This window comes from Streptomyces sp. NPDC054847, from assembly GCF_053610925.1.
This window is the reverse complement of the sequence record NZ_JBSGZJ010000082.1, coordinates 1-20,105: the sequence shown is the minus strand read 5'-3', so window position 1 is coordinate 20,105 and position 20,105 is coordinate 1. Positions and strand designations below refer to the sequence as shown.

The window sequence follows — 20,105 nt, the reverse complement described above, 5'->3', positions numbered from 1 at the left end:
GGCCAGCGCCTTGTTCAGGGCGACGGGGCGGTCGACGGCACGGTCGCCGAGCTCCGCCCGGTATTCGGCGATCCGGCTGTCGGGGATGCTGTCGAGGATGTCGAGGCGGCCGGCGAGCAGGTCCTCGTAGGCGCGTTCCAGGTCGTCGTAGTAGACGAACGACAGGCCCGCGTTGCGTGCCCGGCGGGGGCCCTGATGCCCCTCGCGGGGGACGAGGTCGTAGTGGTCGCCGTCCGGTCCGTCGCCCGGCGCGGGACGGTACGGCCCGTTGCCCACCGGACTGCGCCCGAACTCCTCGGGCCCCCGCTCGAAGAAGACCGGAGGCAGGGGGGCGAACGGGGTGAAGCCGAGGGAGAGCAGGAAGTCCCGGTCGGGTTCACGGAGCCGCACGGTGAAGGTCAGGTCGTCCAGCACGGTGAGGCCGCGCAGCCGGGGGCAGGAGCCGGCGCCGTCCGGGGCGTAGCCGTCGATGGGCGCGAAGACGGACCGCTGGGCCTGCCGGTTGGCCGGGTCGGCACCGTGGTTCCAGGTCCGGACGTAGTCGTGGGCGGTCACCGCGCTGCCGTCGGAGAAGGTCCAGCCCGGCCGCAGGGCGACGGTCCATGTGCGCTCGTCGTGGCGGGTGAGGGACTCCAGCATGGCGGGCACCGGGACGCCGTCCGCCGTGTACACGTACAGGCCGGTGAACAGCAGGTCCAGGATGCGGTTTCCGTACCCTTCGATGGTGTCCGTGGGCACCAGCGGCCGCTGAGGGCGTCCCCCGTTGACCCTGATCAGGCGGGGGCTCATCGCGTCGTCGCCTTCTGCGTGTGCGGCTCGGCCTCACCGGCGGGACGCTCCGCCCGCAGGCGGGGCGCCAGGCCGGCCACCAGGCTGGCGAGACCGGCCAGCACGAACCCGAGGTGCACCCCTTCCACCGGGACCAGGCCGGCCAGGCCCAGCCCCAGCGCGGACACCGCGATCTTCACGCCCGCCATCGTCACGAAGACGGAGGCCCGCAGGTGTTCGGGAGACGCGTCCCTGCGGACCGCGAACGAGACGGTGTTGAGGACGGACTGGCACGCGCCGACGGCCAGGAACGCCACCGCGGCGCCCCACACCCCGGCGAAGGGCACGGCGGCGATGAACACGCCGCTGACCACGGCGCAGAAGCGCGCGGTGCGCATCACGTCCCAGGCGAGCGGGCGGACGACGAAGTACAGCGCGGTCAGCAGCGCCCCCACCCCCGTCGCCGCGATCAGCAGGGGCCCCACCGATCCCGGGAGGCCCTCGCTGCGGGCGAACGTGGTCGCGAGGACGAGGAGACTCCCCAGCCCGAACGCGTTGCCGTAGGTGATGATCGTGATGTCGCGCAGGTCCTTGGTGCGCGCGATGGTCCCGAGGACGTTGGAGATCGAGGTGCCGGCGCGGTCCGCGGCGGCCACGGGTTCCAGCGGAAGGCGGAGGACCAGCAGGGCCGCCCCGGCGGCCAGTGCGCAGAGCACCCCGACGGTGGCCTGCGCCGACACGGCGGTGGCCACGGCCCCGACGACGGAGTTGCCCACGCTGCTGCTGATCGCGTAGGTGAGCGAGTCCCCCGACTGGGCGCGCCGCTGCGCCGCCCGGGTCTCCGGTACGAGGCTGCCGAGCCAACTGCTCAGCCCGCCCGTGAAGATGGGCCCCAGGAAGCCGGCGACGGCCAGGGCACAGGCGGCCAGGACGACATCGCCCCGCTGGATGAGCAGGCCCGCGGCACCGAACAGCACGGCGAAGAGGGCGAAGGAACCCGCGAGTGCCACGCGCGGCGACCTCACCAGCGACATCACCCGGGCGGACAGCGGCCCGAACATGTGGGGCACGGTGATGCACGCCGCCAGCAGCGCCGACGCCGCCACTCCGTCGGACTTCTGGGCGAGCAGGACGACGGCCGCGGCCGAGCCGGCGTCCGCGGTACGGATCGCGAGGGCGGAGCTGTAGTAGGCGGCGACCGCCCCGCGGGGTGACGGTGCGCGCGCGGTGTCCGCGGCCTGGGTCATGGCAGAGCCTTTCTGCGCGGGTACGGGCGGTCGTGGCGGACGTCGCGGGCAGAGCCGGGGCCGTGGAACGTCAGGCGGCGGTGACGGGGACGAGCAGCCGGTGCTGGGCGCACCAGCGGGACAGCTCGTCGAATGTCTTGCGCTCGTCCTCGTCGCCCTGGAAGCCGACGACGAACTGCTGGATCGCGTCGATGCTCGACGTGGCGCCGCCGTGCGGCTGCCCCATCCGGCCCGTGACGTTGTACTCGAGCACGCCGGGCAGGTCGCACCGGTCCGGCAGCCCGAGGAGCCGGCCCTCGGGCGACGACTCCAGGTACCAGCCGTACCGGCCCGCGGGCTGCGCCGGGAGTTCCGGCAGGACCTCGTCGGCGAGACCGCACTGCATCAAGGCGTGGGCACGGAACATGTCGGCCCCGTAGGCGAGCTTCCAGCAGGGGCCGACACCGGCGCCGCCGCCGCGAGCGGCGATCTCGCAGAACCGGACCCGCCCGCTCTCCTCGAGGAAGAACTCCGCGTGGAACGGGCTGCCCCCGGTGTCAGGGAGCGTGGCCAGCACTGTGCGGACGGCCTCGGTGAGCAGCGCGTGGGACGGGGCGGACAGGGGCACCATCGCCGAGGTCAGCGGGCGTGCCTCCTGATAGCCCAGGGTGCTGCCGCCGTACCGGGAGACGGTGATGCCGTACGCCTCGTTCCCGATGGTCAGACCGTCCACGTGGTACATGTCGCCGGCCGCGAACTCCTGGACCAGCACCGGGGCGCCGAGCGTCACAGGGTGCGTATCGAGCCAGCTGTCGAGCGCCGTGTCGTCCCGGAGCACCACGGTGTCCTTCGAGCCCGCCCCGTCGACGGGCTTCACCACCACCGGTGTTCCCAGCGAGCGCGCGGCTTCCCGCACCTCGAAGCCGTCGGCCGCGACAGTGAAGGACGGCACGTCCACGGCGCCCTGGAGCAGTTCGTACATCCGGTGCTTCAGCCGGAACGCCTCGGCGGAGCGCAGGTCCTGACCGCTCGTCACGCCGAGCAGCCCGCGCAGCCGGGCCGCGACGATCAGGCCGCGCTCGTCCAGACACACGACGTGCCGCACGCCGTACCGAGCGTGCCATTGCTCCGCCTGGCGCACGGTGGTCCAGTCGCCGAACAGGTCGTCGACCCAGATCCACTCCTCCGCGAGAGCGGCGCTCTCGACGAAGGCCTTGTAGTGCTTCTGGTTCGTGGCGTTGCGCGAGGCGATCAGGACCACGCGGAACCGGTCCGCGAGCCAGCGCACCACGGGCAGGGCATGAAGATCGAAGCCCGTCAGGACGAGAACGGTGTCGCGGCTCACTGGGCCACCTCCATGGCGATTCGGGACACGGCCTGGCTCAGGAGCAGCTCCAGCTCGTCCGCGGTACCGCCGCGGACGACGAGGAAGCCGTCGAGGTCGACCGAGGAGATCTGACGGGTGCCGGCGGACCGGCGGTGCACCCTCTCGAGCGCCCGGTGCGGTTCGGGGACACAGGAACGGACCAGCGCCGGATCGAAGGACTTGGGTATGCCGACCCAGCCCGTCACGCCGCTGCCCCGGGGGGCCGAGCCCTCCGGCGCCCTGCCGAACGTCGCGTCCAGGAGCAGATCGAACGTGCTGACGCCGAAGTAGGCGTCCACCTGGTCGACGATGCCGAGGCCGCCCGGCCGGGCGGCGACCTCGCAGAGCACCGGGCCCCGCGAGGTCACGAACACCTCGCAGTGGAAGTAGGAGTGCGCGCCGCCGCCCAGCAGGCCGAGCACGTCGAGCACCCGCCCGGTGAAGCCGCGAAGCTCCACCGCACGCGGGGAGTCCGGATCGATCATCGCCGTGGACAGCGGCGCGCCGAACTCCAGGATGTCGCTGCGGTAGCGGCTGACCGTCTGGAGAAAGACCCTGCCGTCCAGGACCAGGCCGTCCACATGGCACAGCTCTCCCTCGACGAACTCCTCCGCCTCCATGTGCGCCGGGGTGTAGAAGGCGGGCTGCAGCCCGGTGGCCAGCAGCGCGCGCAGCGCGGTCTCGTCCCGCACCACGCGCGTGCCCACCGAGCCCCCGCCTAGACGGGGTTTGACCACGAAGGGGAAGCCGAAGTCCCGTGCCGCGGACAGCAGGTCGAGACCCGTCTCCACCGTGCGGTACCGGGGCACGCTCACCCCGGCGTCCGCCAGGCGGTCCTTCATCGCGGCCTTGTCGCGGAACAGCCGGGCGGTCGCCGGCCGCAGGCCGACGATGCCGTAGCGCTCCCGGAGCAACGCGGCACGCATGACGTCCACTTCGGACAGGGCGATCACTCCGGCGCAGCCGCCCTGTTCCTCGACGATGCGTGCCGCGTCGTACTCCACCAGGCTGTTGACGTCGTAGTCCTCGTACACGGTCACCCGCTCCGGGGCGACGCCTCCCGTGGTGACGGAGGCGAGGCTCTTCTCCGGGTGGCACAACAGCCTCATGTCCACCCGGCCCGCGAGCCGCTCGTACCCGAACTGTGTGAGCGGGTGCCGGCAGAGCGCGATCCCGGTCGTCATCATCCCCCCAACTGAAGCGCGTAGGCGTAGTCGGAGACGAAGTCGTCGAGCGACTTCGCGTACCGGTCACCGCTGGTGAGGACCTTGGCGATGCGCCGGCTGTACTCCAGGGCCGTGTCGTGCATCGAGTAGTACATGTCCCAGCCCCACAGGCCCGCGAAGAAGCGGCCCTGCTCCTCGAAGTGGATGTCCGGCAGAAAGGTCGTCCACACGAAGGACTCCACCGGCGAACGCAGCGCCGGAGAGCCGCCGATGAGGTCGATGACGACGGCTCCGACGGGGACGTCCCGCTCGGCGTTCCGCCGGGTGATGATGTACTCCGTCTCGCCGGGCGTCTCAGCTCCGTTGACGATCAGCTGCGCCGAGGCGAGCCGACCGGGCAGCTCGTCGGGCGTCGTCTGGGGCCTGCCCAGCACGGTGAACTCGACGCGCCGGTCGCGGAGATGCTCGAAGGCGCCCATGGAGCAGTTGCCGTATCCCAGGACGAGGACCTCGGGGTCCCGCCCGGAGTTCCGGGAACGGTACAGGTCCAGGCCGTACTTGGTGCCCCCGATGCCGACCTCCCGGATCTGGCCGATGGCGCGCACGGGCTTGCCGCGCTCCTCGGCCAGCAGACCGTCGCGGCCGGCGGGAAGATCCCCTTCGCCAAGTCGGTACGGGCCGCCCACCGCCGGCACGAGGTCCGTGACCCCGTCGCCGACGGTCAGCACGGCAGAACCGGAGATCGCCGCCCGGGACTGCTCCGCGCCTGCCGTGTCGGTGCAGCGGACCCGGACCGGTTTGCGCCCGTAGCGCATCAGCGCCCGCAGCAGGCCGTTGACGTACTCCTGCGGCGCCGACGGGTCGAGCATGACCTCCGGTTCCGGCCCCAGGGCGCCCGCGTCCACGGCGGACCCCGCGGCGATACCGGCCAGGTACCCGTCCGACGGCTCCTGCGGGTCGGTCACCGTCTCCATGCCGACGAGCCGGACTCCCTTGTCCCGCAGCAGCCGCTCCCGCTCGGGGAAGCAGTACAGGTGCCCCATGGAGAACAGCGTGGTCCCGTAGGAAAGCTGCGCCACCTCGGCCGCCGACGGCCCTTTGAGCTTGACCACGAGGTCCTTGCCGCCGTAGCAGGAGGGGTAGGGCTCGACCCGTGCCCCCTCCAGCTCGTACTGGCGGTCCAGGTAGCCGATGCCCTCACCCAGGCCCTGCTGGACGACGACGTCGAACCCGCGGTCGACGTAACGGCGTACGTCCTGGGGAACCAGGGTGGCACGCAGGTCGTGCCCGCCCGGGTTCTCCTCGCAGTCGCTCTCCTTGGCGAAGAGGATCGTTGTCATGCCCGATCCCCTCCTCAGTCCGTGTAGACGGCGTTGGTCGTCTCGTAGGACTTCTCCTCCAGCCAGTCCTTGAGGCTGGCGAGGGTCAGGTTGACGATGATCCGCTCCACGCCCTCCGTCTGGATCGGAACGGTGCGGTGCAGGGTGGTGTCCGTCTTGAAGACGTACGACTCGCCGCCCTCGTGGTGGTAGGTGCGGATGGTGCCGCCCGCCAGGTTCTCGTGCACGGCCGGGTTCTTCTTGTCCCAGACGGTGTGCGGCACGGCCTGCAGCATGCCGCCGTGCTCGATGGAGGGCGCCTCGGCGATGAAGATGAAGGCGAACTCGTGGTCGCCCCAGTGCCAGCCGTGCGTGTCCCCCACGCGGCTCTGGTGCGTGCCGGTGATCTTCTCGTCCTCGAAGGAAGCGTCGAGGACCGGCGTCCCGACCACGGTGGAGAGCACGGAGCGGAACTCCACGGAGTTGTACAGGGCCGTGAACAGCTTGCTCTGCTCCTGGAACAGCGAGTTGGGCAGGCTGCCCAGCCTGCGGGGAGTGTCACCGGTCACGGGGACGGTGATGTCGATCCGCCGGGTGTTGAGGTCCGCGAGCCGGCGCGCTTCGGCCCGCAGCTCGGAGATCAGCTCGGCAGGCAGCAGCGCCGTGGTGCGGGCGTAGTGCTCGGCGGAGTACTGCCGCTTGGCGGCCGTCAGCTTCTCGTCGAGGGTGAGCCGGTGCCGGGCGATCATCCGGTCGATACGGGCGACCTCGTCCATGTCGACGTGCGGACCGGGGACGTTCCCATGGGCGAGCAGCGCGGCAGCGGCCTCGCGCATGGTCATGGCGGGGGATACGGCTTCGATCGTCATGAGCATTCTCCTTGTGCCAGATGTGGTGTCGGTGCAGGGAAGAATTGCTGAAATGAGAAACCGGTACGCGGGCGTTCGCAGCGAATGCCGCTCAAAGCCCTCGCATCGCTGGATCGTCGGCGCCCCGGGCGTCATGGCCCGAATGCGCGTGGTCGGGATCGTGCGCGTAAATCCTCGGCAGGTCGATCTCGTACTGCTCGAGCGCGGACGACCGTGCCGGGCCCGGATCAGAAGGGGTAATGCGCTCGTCGCTCACACCATTTCCTTCGAGGCTCGGCCGGCCCATCGGGCCAGCACTTCCTGGACGTCACCCTGGCTCAGCTCGCTGCTGAGCCGGCTGACCTCGGCAGGCCTGCGCACGGACAGAACGGGACGGCATCCCCACGTCACGAGGACCGTGCCGTCCTGACGCTCCTGGATTCCATAGAACGAAGGACCGCTCATGGCACCTCCCGTGCCATCGGTTTCCGTCACTCGTCGGGTCTCGCCACCGGTGGGTGAAGCCCCTGAATTCGGAACCTTCCGGAATCATTTCCGGAGCCCATCGATGCACGGCGCCGGCATCCCACGCCACTGGTTCCACAACTACCGCCCGGCGCCCGTTCTTTCCTTTTCCGCTCACCCCCTCGCTCTGGCGCGACGGGTAAATCATGCGGGCCGGCGAGCATCGGCAAAAGGGGGACGTGGGGGCCACAATCGGCCTGGCATCAACAGGACAGCACCCGGTTCCGGCAAAACGCACGTGAAATCGGTCGCAGCGGATTTCTTCCCACCCGGGCCCGGCCCGCCCCGGCGCCCGCGCCGCCGGGACCCGGCCGGTGAGGCCGGTGCGGCGGTCCCGGCCGGGACCGCCGTGGGGGCGGCCCGGACCGCCCGGGGGTCGCGGATCCTCCGCCGGGAATCGCGCGGCGTCGCCGTGAGCGCCGTGACATCGTGGTGCCATGACCATCGAAGTTCGCCCGGCTTCGGTCTTCGAGGACGTCCGGAGCCTGCTCGGCCCGAAGTCGCCCGGCGCAAACGTCTGCTGGTGCCTGAGCTACCGGATCCCGTCCAAGCTCAACAACGAGCTCCGGGGGCCTGCCCGCGGTGAGTACGTCGCCGAGCTGTGCCGTACCGGTCCCCCTCCGGGCGTGCTCGCCTACGACGGCGACGAACCGGTCGGCTGGGCCGCGGTGGCGCCGCGCTCGGACACGTCCTTCGCGCGCAACCGCAAGATCCCGCACGTCGACGACCTGCCGGTCTGGTCGCTGTGGTGCATCCGGGTGCGCCCCGGTCACCGCAAGCAGGGGGTCTCGCACGCCCTCATCGCCGGCGCGGTCGAGTTCGCCCGCGCCCACGGAGCCCCGGCGATCGAGGCGTACCCCCTCGACAACGGCGGGGCCAAGGTCGACCTGACGATGGCGTACGCCGGGATCCGCAAGAACTTCGAGCGCGCCGGCTTCACCAAGGCCGCCGACACCACCTCCGTGCTGGCCGGCCACCCCCGGATCCTGATGCGCCTCGACCTGCGCTGACCTTGCCGCACCCGCCACCGGACCGACCGGGCCCCTGCGCACGCGCGGCGGGCGGAGTGCGGGTCCCGGTCACACGGCAAGGAACTTCCTCGCCGCGGCCGCGCCCGCGGCAGGGTCCCAGCCGCCCTTGCCGATGACGGCGGTCACGTGCGCCTCGGTGACGTCGCCGTCGGCGGCGACCAGCGCGTCGATGGCGTCCCGGCGGGCGCTCTCACCACCGAGCCCCGGCGCGTCGCGGGTGAACGCGACGATGCTCTCGCGGGTCCGTTCCATGGTCAGGGCGGGCAGGCCCACGCTGTGGAACCCGTCGGGGACGCTGTACGCGGCGCGCTTCCACCCGTCGGCGTCGAAGCCGTAGGCGAAGCCCACGTATTCGTCCGCGTCCAAGGTCTGCCGCACGACCGGCCGCCACCAGTCGGGCGCCCCGGCGAGCAGATCGGTCTCGTCCTCGCCGAACTCCTCGGCAGCGGGGCCGTAGTACGTCTCCGAGTACTCGTGGTCGTGACCCACCAGCAGCGCACGGCCCTCGCCGAGATGATGCAGCTCGAGCCAATTGCCCCCGCTGTCGTCGAAGTGCCAGACGCGCCCGTCGGCACGGCACGTGGCATTCGGTCCCCGCGCGGCCAAGACCGCCGCGAACGCGGCCCAGCGTCCACGCAGCCGCGCCGGAGCGGGCAGGTCCAAGGCCACCAGTCCCATGATCATGTCCCCTCGTGATCTCCGTCTGCGGGGCAGCATGCCCCGGACAGCGGAAAACCCCAAGCCGGAGATCATCCGACCTGGGGTTTCGATGGAGCCGCCTTCGGGATTCGAACCCGAGGTCTGGGACCGTTGTCGTAAGTCCGCGCATCGTGTCTCCATCAAGCGCCCGCCTGGTCGCCAACTGGTAGGCGTAGGGCAGGTCGCCACGCGTGCCTCGTCCTGTGCCGCTGCTGGATGCGATACCCCGCTTCGCTGGGTCCAGTTCAAGCGGCTACGGATTGCTACGAGATACGCGCCGATCTCCACCTGTCCACGGCCGTGCGCTGCCGCGCGGGCCGGCGCCTACCCCTCCGCAAGGCCCACCGCGCCGACAGGGCCCGGCCGGAGGACGGACGCAACCGCCCTCCGGCCCTGCGGGCCGACTCTCACGGTGGCAGTGGCAACCGCCCATTACCGGAAACACGTTACGGGCCAACGCCGATCAGGCGCGGCGCGACCGGACGACCAGGGACACGCCCCCGGCGATTGCCAGAACCGCCGCGCCCCCGAGGATGATGGCCCCCTCGCCAGTGCCGGTCTGGGCGAGGCTGGGTCGGGAGCCCTGCGCCGCCTGCAGGATCAGGTCGCTGACCTCGCCGGAGTTCGTCTCCATCACGTCGTGCGGGGCGTCGACCTCGACGGTGGTCGAGCCGGCCCGCTTGGCCATGAAGCGCAGGTTGTCGGTACCGATCGTGCGGTCGTCGGTGGCAACCAGGTACCACGAGGGGACCGACTTCCACGCTACGGCCTTGGTCGGTTCACTCCCGGTGAGAGTCCCAACCGGTCGCTGTGAGGCGGCCAGTACAGCGGCCCGGCTGCGGTCGACGCGGTGGCTCAGGAAGACGTCGCTGAACTTCTCCGGCTTGATGTAGAGATCGACATCGTTCGGACCGCCGCCGAGGGGAACGGCGTTCAGAGCGGTGGGGACGGGTGCCTGTGGGTCGTCCGTCAACCGGCTGCCAGGAAATTTGGCCGCCAGTTCCAGGGTGGTCTCGCCCTTGTCCGGCGCGAAACCGGCGATGTAGACGAGGGACTTGACGTTCGGGTTGCCTGCCGCCGCGTTGGTGATGACAGCGCCGCCGTAGGAGTGGGCGGCGAGGACGATGGGACCCTTGATCGTCTTGAGCAGCGCGGCGAGGTAGTCGGAGTCACCGGAGAGGCTGCGAAGCGGGTTGGCGGTGGCGATCACCGGATACCCCTGGGCCTGCAAGCGTTGGATGACCTTGCTCCAGCCCGAGGCGTCCGCGAAGGCACCGTGCACCAGCACGACGGTCGGCTTGGTGCTGCCACTGCTCTCGGACGCCATGGACGGGGTGGCAACCATCAGCGTGACGGCGGGGACGAGGGCGGCCAAGGGGAGTATCCGCCTGGCAGTAGCGCGCGGTATGTGCTTCATATCCGCTCTTTCTCTGGGGGATGACTGCTGATGACACTGCCTTCACCGCACCCGTGCGGCGCGACGTGATGGACCGGCCGAGTGAAGACGGAGTCAGCGGGTTAGAACGGCCCATTACGCACGTCCGGAGCAATGTCCGTGCGCGCTTGCGGCCCGCGGGGCCTGTCCCGCCGTCGTGCGTCGGCCTCCGTCTACCAAGTTGCGACTGCTGAGATGAACGTGCGGCGGACGGACTCGGCCGGCCCGGTACGACGCGCCCTCCAGTTCGAGGAGGGCCTCAACTACGAGCGTGGCGCCAGGCGAAACCCGGCGGTGTGAGGCCCGGAAAGGATCCGGCCTTGGGTGCAGCGGCATACGGCGACCCTGTGCTGTCGTGTCTTCACCGACTGCACCGAGACCGAGGAACGCACACGAGGCAGTGGGGCCGTGCGTTTGACTTGCTTCGGTGCGATGGGAGGGTGGTATGCGGGGACAGGTGGTTGGGAGGCTCGCATGACATCCGCTTCCGCATGGCGATCCGCAGCGCGGCAGTTGCCGCTCAGACTTAGCGTCGGAGCGTTCTTCCTGAATTCCGGGCTGTCCAAACGTGGCGCGGATCAGGCCACCGCTGAGGGACTGCAGCAGTTCACCACCACCGCATATCCCTTCCTGGGCAAGCTCGACGCCCAGCGGTTCACCCGGGCCCTCTCTGCAGGGGAGTTGGCCGTTGCAGCCGCGTTGCTTCTCCCTGGGGTCCCTGCCGCAATTGCGGGGGGTGCGCTGACCGCGTTTTCTGCCGGCACGCTCGGGCTGTACCTTCGCGCGCCGGGCATGCGCAAGGAGGGCAGCCTGCGCCCCACTGATCAGGGGATCCCGCTGGCCAAGGATGGCTGGATGCTGGGCATCGGCATCTCGCTCATTATCGAGGGCACCATCGGTCATCGTCGATGACGTGACGGATATCTTCTGACCCTGCATGTGGGTATGGGCAAGAGGTCGGGCGACAGGTGTCTTCGGGTGAGACATGCGTGAGCCGTGCGCCGCCAAGAGCGGTCATCCACTCGCTCGCCATCCCGAACGCGCAGATTTCACACGGTGCATAGAAGAGAAGCCGGCGGCCGGCACTGCCGTCTCCGATTCCAATGCGCCGACTGCGACTTCTACGAGCAGCAGGTCGCCGAGCTGCCGGCCGGAAGGAAGCAGCCACCGGCTGCAGCCAATTCCTGAACCAGATGCGGTGCACGCTGGAAGCACTGCCTGAGCAGGAACGGACGGCCATTGAAGACGCGGCTCGAGAACCGCGTAAGGCACGCTCAGCCGCGCCTTCACCCACGTGGGCGGGCTGACCATCCGGAGCGCACGTGAACTCAGCTGAATCCTCCCGCGTCGGCCCGCGTAGCCCGCTTGCGCAGGGTCCGCCAGGCGGACAGCGCCGGCGAGGCCAAACCGGTCTCGTGTCAGCCTGTGGCGCCAATGAGCAGGCAGCCTGCCGCCAAGCGCTGGACCGTGCCGAGCTTCGGCCAGCAGGCGGGATCAGAAGCTATCGACGCTTGCTCCCCAGGCGATGCCCCGGGAAGGCGCAGAGGAGCCGCGCCACCACCGCGCGCTGGAGATGCCCATTCTGTGGGTGTTAGATAGAAAACGTCACGAACGTGAAGACGTGCCGCAACGGCGGACAGCCAACAGACCGCGATTGCTTGGTTATCAGGAAGAACCGGTGGGTGACGAGCTGTCGCCGAGGATGCGCCGCACGCTCCTGGCTGAGCCCATGTCTGAGCCTTCGCGTGAGGAGTACTGTCATGACCGCCACCAGCGTTGTCCTTGAGCCTGCGGCACAGGATGTCGCCGAGGCATTCTCGAAACCGCCGTTCTTGTACGAGATGGCGCCGGCTGATGCCCGGAAAATCCTCGTAGACGCGCAGTCTGCCCCGATCAGCAAGCTCCCCGTCGACGAAGAGTGGATCACGGTTCCCGCCCAGGTGGGAGACGTCCGCGTACGCATCATCAAGCCGCAGGGAACTACTGGCATGTTGCCGGTCATTGTGTACATGCACGGTGGCGGATGGATCCTCGGCAACGCTGGAACTCACGACCGGCTCGTCCGCGAGCTCGCTGTCGGTGCCGGCGCAGCGCTCGCGTTCGTGGAGTACCCGAACTCGCCGGAGGCCCGCTACCCGACCGCGATCGAGCAGGGCTACGCCACCGCCCAGTGGATCACCCGAGACGGGGCGTCCAAGGGCCTGGACGCCGGACGCATGGCGGTGGCCGGCGAATCGGTGGGTGGCAATATGACGGCCGCGCTGGCGCTGATGGCGAAGGAACGGGGCGACGTCACCTTCCTGCAGCAGTCGATCTACTACCCGGTCACCGATGCGGCGATGGACACCGCGTCATATGAGCAGTTCGCCACCGGTTACTACCTCACCCGCAAGGCGATGGAGTGGTTCTGGGACGCCTACACCACCGACCCGGCACAGCGTGCCGAGATCACGGCATCTCCGAATCAGGCCAGCGCCGAGCAGGTCACTGGGTTGCCGCCCACATACCTGTGCGTTGACGAGGCCGACGTGCTGCGCGACGAGGGAGAAGCCTACGCCGCCAAGCTCCGCTCAGCGGGCGTCCCCGTGACAACCGTGCGCTACGACGGCACCATCCACGATTTCATGCTGCTCAATGGGCTCAGCGAGACCCACGCCGCGCGAGCCGCTATCGGTCAGGCCACCGCTTTCCTGCGCGCCGGGCTTGGCACAGGCTGAGGCACCGACGGACGAACCCGCTCGACAGAAGACACGCCCCGGCTCGTCAGGAGGAACTGCCCATGATCGACGCAGGGCCGAACTCCCCGCCGGACGGCAAGACGATCACCGAACACGAGCTGGAGCAGTGCCGGCGCGCGAACCAGACCGGCCGCCGGCCAGTGGTGTTCGTCCACGGTCTGTGGCTGCTGCCCAGCAGCTGGGATCGCTGGGCGAAGCTGTTCGAGGACAACGGCTATGTAGCCCTGACCCCCAGGCTGGCCGGACGACCCCGAGACGGTCGAGGAGGCCGCCGAGCACCCGGACGTGTTCGCCGGCAAGTCGATCGGCCAGGTCGCCGACCACTTCGAGACCATCATCCGCGGGCTGAACCGCAAGCCGGCGATCATCGGCCACTCCACTGGCGGGCTACTGGAACTGAGACCGCCACTACTCGCGCGGACCGCTCCCGCCGCCGTCGCCGTGTCCGCTGAACGAAGAAACCCAGCTCAGCGAATCGCTGGGCTGGGTTTCGATGGAGCCGCCTTCGGGATTCGAACCCGAGACCTACGCATTACGAGTGCGTTGCTCTGGCCAACTGAGCTAAGGCGGCAAGCTGCCGGGAGATACACGTCCGCGCCGAGGACACGCTCTCATCAGCAGCGGCGCCAAGTCTACAGGGTTCTTGGGGGTGCCCCGAACCACCTCCCGCGCGCCCCTGACGAGGGCCTCAGCAGCGCTCGCCGTCCTGCGGGGCCTTGCCCTCCAGGAGGTAGGTGTTGATCGCCGTGTCGATGCAGTCGCTGCCCCGGCCGTACGCGGTGTGGCCGTCGCCGTCGTACGTCAGGAGCCGGCCGGACGACAGCTGACCCGCGAGGCTCTGGGCCCACTTGTACGGGGTCGCCGGGTCGCGGGTGGTGCCGACGACCACGATCGGGGCCGCGCCCTTCGCCTCGATGGGGTGCGCCTCGCCGGTCGCGGGGACGGGCCAGTGGCCGCAGTTCAGGGCGGCCCAGGCGAAGCCGCGGCCGAAGACCGGGGAGGCCTTCTCGAACTCGGGGACGGCGGCACGGACCGCGTCCGGGGTCTTGAAGGCGGCCGGCAGGTCGAGGCAGTTCACGGCCGCGTTGGCGAACATCAGGTTCGCGTAGGACCCGTCCGGCTCGCGCTCGTAGTAACTGTCGGCCATCGCCAGCAGCGGGGCGCCGTCGCCATTCTGCGCGGCGGCGAGCGCGGAACGCAGCTGGGGCCACGCGCCGTCGTCGTACATCGCGGCGATCACGCCGGTGGTGGCCAGGGACTCGCTGAGCTCGCGGTCCTCTCCGGTGGGCACGGGAGAGGCGTCGAGCTTCGCGAAGAAGTCCTTGAGGCGGGCGGTCGCGTCGGCGACGGACTTCTTACCGAGGGGGCATTCCGCCCGCTTGACGCAGTCGGCGGCGAACGATTTGAACGCCGTCTCGAAGCCGGCCGTCTGGTCGCGGTTCAGCTGGCGGGCGGGCAGGGCCGGGTCCATCGCCCCGTCGAGGACAAGCCGGCCGGTCCGGTCGGGGAACAGCTCGGCGTAGGTCGCGCCGAGGAAGGTGCCGTACGACGCTCCGACGTAGTTCAGCTTCTCGTCGCCCAGCACCTCACGCAGGACGTCCATGTCCCGGGCCGCGTCCACGGTGGAGACATGGGGCAGGACCTTCCCGGAGCGCTTCTCGCAGCCCGCGGCGAATTTCTCGTACGCCTGCTCCAGCTTGTCCGCCTCGGCGGCGTCGTCGGGCGTCTGGTCGACCTGCGTGTACGTGTCCATCTCGGGGCCCGTGAGACATTCGACGGGCTCGCTGCGGGCGACGCCGCGCGGGTCGACGGCCACCATGTCGTAGCGGGCGCGGACCGGGGCCGGGTAGCCGATGCCCGCGTACGCCTGGAGGTAGCCGACGGCCGAGCCGCCGGGGCCGCCCGGGTTCACCAGCAGCGAGCCGAGCCGCTCGCCGGGCCCCGTGGCCTTGATGCGGGAGACGGCGAGCTTGATCGCCTCACCCTCGGGCTTCGCGTAGTCCAGCGGCGCCTTCATCGTGGCGCACTCGAACTTCGGCACGCCGCATTCGCGCCAGTCGAGCTTCTGCCCGTAGTACGGCGCGAGGGCGCCGGAGGGCGCCGACCCGCCGGCCGCCCCTGGGGCCTCGGGCCCGCTCACGGTCGGGCCGCCGGTGGTGCAGGCGGAGGCGAGCAGGCCGACCGTGGCCAGCGGGAGGGCGAACGTGCGGAGCAGGCGCCTGGTGTCCATTCAACGGAGCGTAATAGCAGGAGGCAGCCGTTGCCCGTCCCGGCTCGCACGGGTGAGCCGGTCAACCGGACGATGTTTCTGTGCCGATGCCGTCGGCGGACGCTGTCAGCCCGCCCGCAGCGCGACGGTCATCGCCTCGACCGCCAGCAGCGGCGCGACGTTGCGGTCCAGCGCCTCACGGCAGGCGACGATCGCCTCTATCCGGCGCAGGGTGCCCTCGGGTGTGGAACCGCGGGCGATGCGGTCGAGGGAGTCCCGCACATCGTCGTTGGCGAGGGCGACCCGTGAACCCAGCTGCAGCGCGAGCACGTCCCGGTAGAAGCCGGTGAGGTCCGTCAGCGCCAGGTCGAGGCTGTCGCGCTGGGTGCGGGTCTTGCGGCGCTTCTGGAGGTCCTCGAGCTCCTTCATCAGGCCGGCCGTCCCGCGCGGCATGCGGCCGCCCTCCGACGCGCCCAGCGCCGCCCTGAGCTCCTCGGTCTCCTTGACATCGGTTTCTTCCGCGACCTGCTTGGCGTCGTCGGCGGCCGCGTCGACCAGCTCCTGGGCGGCCCGCAGGCAACCGCCGATGTCCTCCACGCGCAGGGGCAGCTTGAGAACGGTCATGCGGCGGGCCCGGGCCCGTTCGTCCGTGGCCAGGCGACGGGCGCGGCCGATGTGCCCCTGCGTGGCGCGGGCCGCCGTCGCCGCGAGATCCGGTTCGACGCCGTCCCTTCTGATCAGCACGTCGGCGACAGCGGCCACCGGCGGCGTACGGAGGGTCAGGTGACGGCACCGGGAGCGGATGGTGGGCAGCACGTCCTCGACGGAGGGCGCGCACATCAGCCACACCGTGCGGGGGGCCGGCTCCTCGACGGCCTTCAGTACGGCGTTGGCCGACTTCTCGTTCAGCCGCTCGGCGTCCTCGACGAGGATCACCTGCCAGCGGCCGTTCGCCGGCGCGGTGAACGATTTGCGGACGGTGTCCCGCATGTCGCTGACGAGGATCTGCGTGCCCGTGGCGGCGATCCAGCTCACATCCGCATGCGTGCCGATCAAGGCTGTGTGGCAGCCGTCGCAGAAGCCGCACCCCGGCGTGCCGCCCAGAGCCCGGTCCGGGCTGATGCACTGCAAGGCCGCCGCGAAGGCGCGCGCCGCGGTGACGCGTCCGGAACCAGGGGGTCCGGTGAACAGCCAGGCGTGCGTCATCTTCGACGCGGACGGCACCGGCTCCCCCGCGGCGTGGGCGGTGACGTGTGCGTCGGCGTCGCGCGCGGCGGCGGAGAGCTGCTCCTGGACGCGCTCCTGGCCGACCAAGTCGTCCCATACGGCCATGTGCCGTCACCGCCCTTTCCTGCTGCGGTCTCCCATTGTGGCGGAGGGCGCCGACAGTGCCGTCCACCGCCGTCCCGCCACCCTGCCCCGCGGGACCGCGGGTCAGCTGGTCCCGTAGGTCCCGCAACCGCAAGAGGACCGGGCACCGGGCCCGGTCCTCTTCAGCGCGCACAGGTGCGGCCGTCAGCCGCGGCGGCCCCGGCGTCCGCGTCCCCCGTCGTTCTCGTCGTCCTCGTGCGGGCCGAGGAGTTCGTCCGCGAGCGTCGGAAGGTCGTCCAGCGGTGTCTCCTCCGCCCAGTCGGAGCGGCGGCGCGGGCGCTCCGCAGCGGGATCCACCTGGGGGAGTTCCGTGGTGCGTTCGTTGCCCCCGCCGACCCCCCGCTCCTCGTGCTCGTCACGGAAGATGCCCGGGGGCACGCGGTCGGCCGGGCCGGCGTCGCGCACCGGAGGCAGTACCGCCGTCTCGTCCGCCGCACGCGCGTCACGCACCGGCCGCAGCATGGTGGTGTCCTCGTTGTCGGGGACCTTGGGCAGCATGGCCGTCTCGGCCTCGTCCGGGACCTTGGGCAGCACGCTTGTGGCGTCGTGCGAGCCGCCCGGCATCGGGACCTCCTGCGTGACCTCGTCCGGCTTCACGACCGGAGTGGGCACCGTGGTCTCCACGGCCGACGCGGCGGCGGCCGCGGCAGCGGCGGCCTCCGCCGCCCGGCGTGCCTCCTCCGCCTTCAGCAACGCCTCCTCGGCCTTGCGCTGCTTCTCGAGGCGGCGTTCCTCCGCCTCCTTGCGCAGCCGGGCCTCTTCCTCCGCCTGCTTGCGCAGCCGTTCCTGCTCCGCCTGGCGTGCCCGCTCCTCGGCCTCGCGGCGCTGCCGCTCCTCCTCGGCCCGGCGCCGTGCCTCCTCGGCGCGCTGCCTGGCCTCCTCGGCCTGGCGCTCCGCCTCGCGCTGTCGCGCCTCCTCCAGCTCGCGGCGCTTGCGCTCCTCCTCCTCGGCCCGGAGCTTGGCGAGCTGTTCCTGCCGCTCCCGTTCGAGGCGCTCCTCCTCGGCCTTCCGCGCCGCCTCTTCCTCGGCCTTGCGGCGGGCTGCTTCCTCGGCCGCCTTGCGGGCGTCCTCCTGGGCCTTGATCTCCGCCTCCGACAGCGGCAGCAGCTGGTCGAGCCGGTGCCTCACGACCGTGGTGACCGACCCGGGCTCCTGTCCCGCGTCGACGACCAGGTAGCGGCCGGGGTCGGCCGCGGCCAGGGTCAGGAAGCCGGAGCGGACCCGCTGGTGGAACTCCGCCGGCTCGGACTCGAGCCGGTCGGGTGCCTCGGTGAAGCGTTCCCTGGCGGCCTCGGGCGAGACGTCGAGGAGCACGGTCAGGTTGGGCACGAGACCGTCCGTCGCCCAGCGCGAGATCCGGGCGATCTCGGTCGGGGACAGGTCACGGCCGGCGCCCTGGTAGGCCACGGACGAGTCGATGTACCGGTCGGAGATGACGATCGCGCCACGGTCGAGCGCCGGGCGGATCACCGAGTCGACGTGCTCCGCGCGGTCGGCCGCGTACAGCAGTGCCTCCGCGCGGTTGGACAGTCCGGCGCTCGAGACGTCCAGCAGGATGGAACGCAGCCGCTTGCCGACCGGGGTGGCACCGGGCTCGCGGGTGACGACCACCTCGTGGCCCTTGGCGCGGATCCATTCGGCGAGGGCCTCGACCTGGGTCGACTTGCCGGCTCCGTCGCCGCCTTCGATGGCGATGAAGAATCCGCTCGTCGCGGGGGCCTGCCCCGGGTCGGCCCCGCCGCGCAGCGCGTCGCGGAGGTCGCGGCGCAGCGGCACGCCGGAGCGGTCGTCCGTCTTGGCGAGCACGAGCGCGGCGACCGGCAGCAGCAGTGCTCCGACGAGCATGAGCGTGAACGCGGCCCCGCCGTGTGCGAAGACGAAGTCGCCGCCGGCCAGCCGGTGCGGTCCGATCGCGGCGGCGAGCAGCGGGGCGGCGACCGCGGCCAGCCCGATCACGAAGCGGACGACGGCCTGGAGATGCGTGGCGAACCGGGGCCGCCGGAAGTCCTCGGTCTCCTGGTCGACGAGTGCGTGTCCGGTCTTCGCGGCGATGCCCGCGGAGACGCCGGCGGCCGCGGCGAGGAACAGCCCGGTCGCCGTGTCCGGAACGAGGCCCAGCGCGAGCAGGGCGACGCCGGTCACGGCGAGGGCGAGGGCGAGCAGCCTGCGGCGGGACAGCGAAGGCAGTACGGCGCCCGCCCCGCGGATGCCGGCACCGGTGCCGCCGATCAGCGCGAGGATCAGCAGCGAGAAGGTCACGGGGCCGCCACGCAGGTCCACGGCGTGCAGCACGGCGACCGCCGCGGCGGAGGCGATGGCCGCCGTGACGGCGGCGCAGGCCAGGACGAACAGCGGTATGGCGCCTGTGCGCCCCCTGTCCGGCCCGTCGCCCTTGGACGGCCGCCGCAGACCCTCCAGCGGCGAACGCGGCCGGGGCGTCTGCGAGCCGGGCAGCTCCACGAAGTACAGGGTCGACACGGACGCGGCGAACAGTCCGGCCGCGAGGTAGGAGCCCAGCGCCGCCTGGTGCTGGGAGAACCATTCGACGCCCGTGCCCAGCAGGTTGCCGATCAGCGTGGCGAGCAGGAACGCCGCGGCCGCGACGGGTACGACGGCGAAGGCGGTGCGCAACCACAGCGTGCGCAGCGACTCGAGGTGGTCGGGCAGGGGCCGTACGGCCGCGCCCTCCGGCGGCGGCGCGGGCAGCAGCGCGGGTGCGGCGCCTTCGCGGGCAACGGTCCAGAAGCGCTCGGCGACGCCGGTCAGGAAGACCGTGACGAGCAGGATCGCCAGTGCGTTGTCGGGTGTCCAGTCGATCCACAGCGGTGCGACGACGAGCAGCGCCAGACGCAGCCCGTCGGACCCGATCATGGTCCAGCGCCGGTCGAACGGTCCGCTCGGCGCCGTGAGCGAGGTCATCGGGCCGAGGAGTACGGCTCCGAAGAGCAGCGTCGACAGGACCCGCGCGCCGAACACGGCGGCGACCGCGAAGGCGGCCCCGCGGTATCCGCTTCCGAACGAACCGGACTCCACCGCTGCCTGGAGCGACAGCAGGAGGAGCACAAGCACGGCGAGTGCGTCCCCGGTACCGCCGACCACCTGGGCGTTCCACAACCGCCTCAGCGGTGGGTGGCGCAACAGGGAGCGCACGGCCCGTTCACGTGAGTCCGTGGCAAGTGCATCGGAACCCGATGCGTCGGAGGCAGTCTGTGAAGCGGTGCTCATGACCGCCTGCTGCTCGGCTGGCTGCTCGGCTCGCGTCATTCGGCCAGCCTATCCGGAGCGTGGTGCTCCCCGGAGGGGTGTCCGAACATACGGGCGCTCTTGTGGCAAGGGTGTGAAGTTCGCCTGTCGCGGAGCGCCCGGTCGCGGTATGCGGCGGGGCGGTCTCCTCACGAGGAGAC

At 70.9% G+C, this 20,105-nt stretch carries 16 protein-coding genes and 1 tRNA gene; 3 read left to right on the top strand and 14 right to left on the bottom strand.

From position 1 onward, the window contains the following. The 8 genes from ACWGH4_RS12145 to ACWGH4_RS12110 all read right to left on the bottom strand — a co-directional run. Positions 1-789 (bottom strand): peptide ABC transporter substrate-binding protein (locus ACWGH4_RS12145; protein ID WP_453459021.1); only part of this gene is annotated, 789 nt, incomplete at its 3' end. Further along, positions 786-2,015, bottom strand: a complete 1,230-nt coding sequence (locus ACWGH4_RS12140) for a hypothetical protein (RefSeq protein ID WP_453459018.1) — start codon at positions 2,013-2,015, stop codon at positions 786-788. The genes ACWGH4_RS12145 and ACWGH4_RS12140, both read right to left, overlap by 4 nt. 70 nt (positions 2,016-2,085) lie before the next feature. Continuing rightward, positions 2,086-3,339: an ATP-grasp domain-containing protein gene (locus ACWGH4_RS12135; RefSeq protein WP_453459015.1), complete on the bottom strand. Its 1,254-nt coding sequence runs from the start codon at positions 3,337-3,339 to the stop codon at positions 2,086-2,088. Then, on the bottom strand, positions 3,336-4,547 hold the full coding sequence (locus ACWGH4_RS12130; RefSeq protein WP_453459012.1) for an ATP-grasp domain-containing protein: 1,212 nt from the start codon (positions 4,545-4,547) through the stop codon (positions 3,336-3,338). The genes ACWGH4_RS12135 and ACWGH4_RS12130 overlap by 4 nt, the downstream gene beginning before the upstream one ends. Then, positions 4,544-5,866, bottom strand: coding sequence for a hypothetical protein (locus tag ACWGH4_RS12125; protein WP_453459009.1), 1,323 nt, complete (start codon positions 5,864-5,866; stop codon positions 4,544-4,546). Before ACWGH4_RS12125 ends, ACWGH4_RS12130 begins: the two co-directional genes overlap by 4 nt. 14 nt (positions 5,867-5,880) lie before the next feature. Then, on the bottom strand, positions 5,881-6,714 hold the full coding sequence (locus tag ACWGH4_RS12120; protein ID WP_453459007.1) for a HalD/BesD family halogenase: 834 nt from the start codon (positions 6,712-6,714) through the stop codon (positions 5,881-5,883). 91 nt (positions 6,715-6,805) lie between these two features. Continuing rightward, positions 6,806-6,970, bottom strand: a complete 165-nt coding sequence (locus ACWGH4_RS12115) for a hypothetical protein (protein ID WP_453459005.1) — start codon at positions 6,968-6,970, stop codon at positions 6,806-6,808. Then, positions 6,967-7,158: a hypothetical protein gene (locus tag ACWGH4_RS12110; protein WP_441263583.1), complete on the bottom strand. Its 192-nt coding sequence runs from the start codon at positions 7,156-7,158 to the stop codon at positions 6,967-6,969. The genes ACWGH4_RS12115 and ACWGH4_RS12110 overlap by 4 nt, the downstream gene beginning before the upstream one ends. Positions 7,159-7,655: 497 nt before the next feature. Between ACWGH4_RS12110 and ACWGH4_RS12105 the strand changes: the two genes are divergently transcribed. After that, positions 7,656-8,228, top strand: a complete 573-nt coding sequence (locus tag ACWGH4_RS12105; protein WP_453459002.1) for a GNAT family N-acetyltransferase — start codon at positions 7,656-7,658, stop codon at positions 8,226-8,228. A gap of 69 nt (positions 8,229-8,297) precedes the next feature. Here ACWGH4_RS12105 and ACWGH4_RS12100 read toward each other — a convergent pair whose 3' ends face one another. Both ACWGH4_RS12100 and ACWGH4_RS12095 read right to left on the bottom strand, forming a co-directional pair. After that, positions 8,298-8,933 (bottom strand): proteophosphoglycan 5, encoded by a 636-nt coding sequence (locus ACWGH4_RS12100; protein WP_453458999.1) that lies wholly within the window; start codon positions 8,931-8,933, stop codon positions 8,298-8,300. A gap of 478 nt (positions 8,934-9,411) precedes the next feature. Beyond that, entirely contained in the window at positions 9,412-10,365 is a 954-nt protein-coding gene (locus ACWGH4_RS12095; protein ID WP_453458997.1) for an alpha/beta fold hydrolase, read from the bottom strand. A gap of 492 nt (positions 10,366-10,857) precedes the next feature. Here ACWGH4_RS12095 and ACWGH4_RS12090 point away from each other — a divergent pair, with 492 nt between their 5' ends. Together ACWGH4_RS12090 and ACWGH4_RS12085 are read left to right on the top strand one after the other, a co-directional pair. Beyond that, positions 10,858-11,295: a hypothetical protein gene (locus ACWGH4_RS12090; RefSeq protein ID WP_453458994.1), complete on the top strand. Its 438-nt coding sequence runs from the start codon at positions 10,858-10,860 to the stop codon at positions 11,293-11,295. An 848-nt stretch (positions 11,296-12,143) separates the two neighbouring features. Next, positions 12,144-13,100 (top strand): alpha/beta hydrolase fold domain-containing protein, encoded by a 957-nt coding sequence (locus tag ACWGH4_RS12085; protein ID WP_441263578.1) that lies wholly within the window; start codon positions 12,144-12,146, stop codon positions 13,098-13,100. 515 nt (positions 13,101-13,615) lie between these two features. Here ACWGH4_RS12085 and ACWGH4_RS12080 read toward each other — a convergent pair. The 4 genes from ACWGH4_RS12080 to tmk form a co-directional block, all read right to left on the bottom strand. Continuing rightward, positions 13,616-13,692 (bottom strand) — tRNA-Thr (locus ACWGH4_RS12080). Positions 13,693-13,809: 117 nt separating this feature from the next. Next, a complete protein-coding gene (locus ACWGH4_RS12075) occupies positions 13,810-15,351 on the bottom strand; it encodes an alpha/beta hydrolase (protein WP_453458991.1) in 1,542 nt (513 codons plus the stop codon). A gap of 105 nt (positions 15,352-15,456) precedes the next feature. Next, the gene (locus ACWGH4_RS12070; protein ID WP_453458988.1) at positions 15,457-16,662 is read right to left on the bottom strand and encodes a DNA polymerase III subunit delta'; all 1,206 of its coding nucleotides are present in this window, start codon (positions 16,660-16,662) and stop codon (positions 15,457-15,459) included. A gap of 183 nt (positions 16,663-16,845) precedes the next feature. Then, a complete protein-coding gene (tmk, locus tag ACWGH4_RS12065) occupies positions 16,846-19,965 on the bottom strand; it encodes a dTMP kinase (protein WP_453458985.1) in 3,120 nt (1,039 codons plus the stop codon). Between the last annotated feature and the right edge of the window lie 140 nt (positions 19,966-20,105).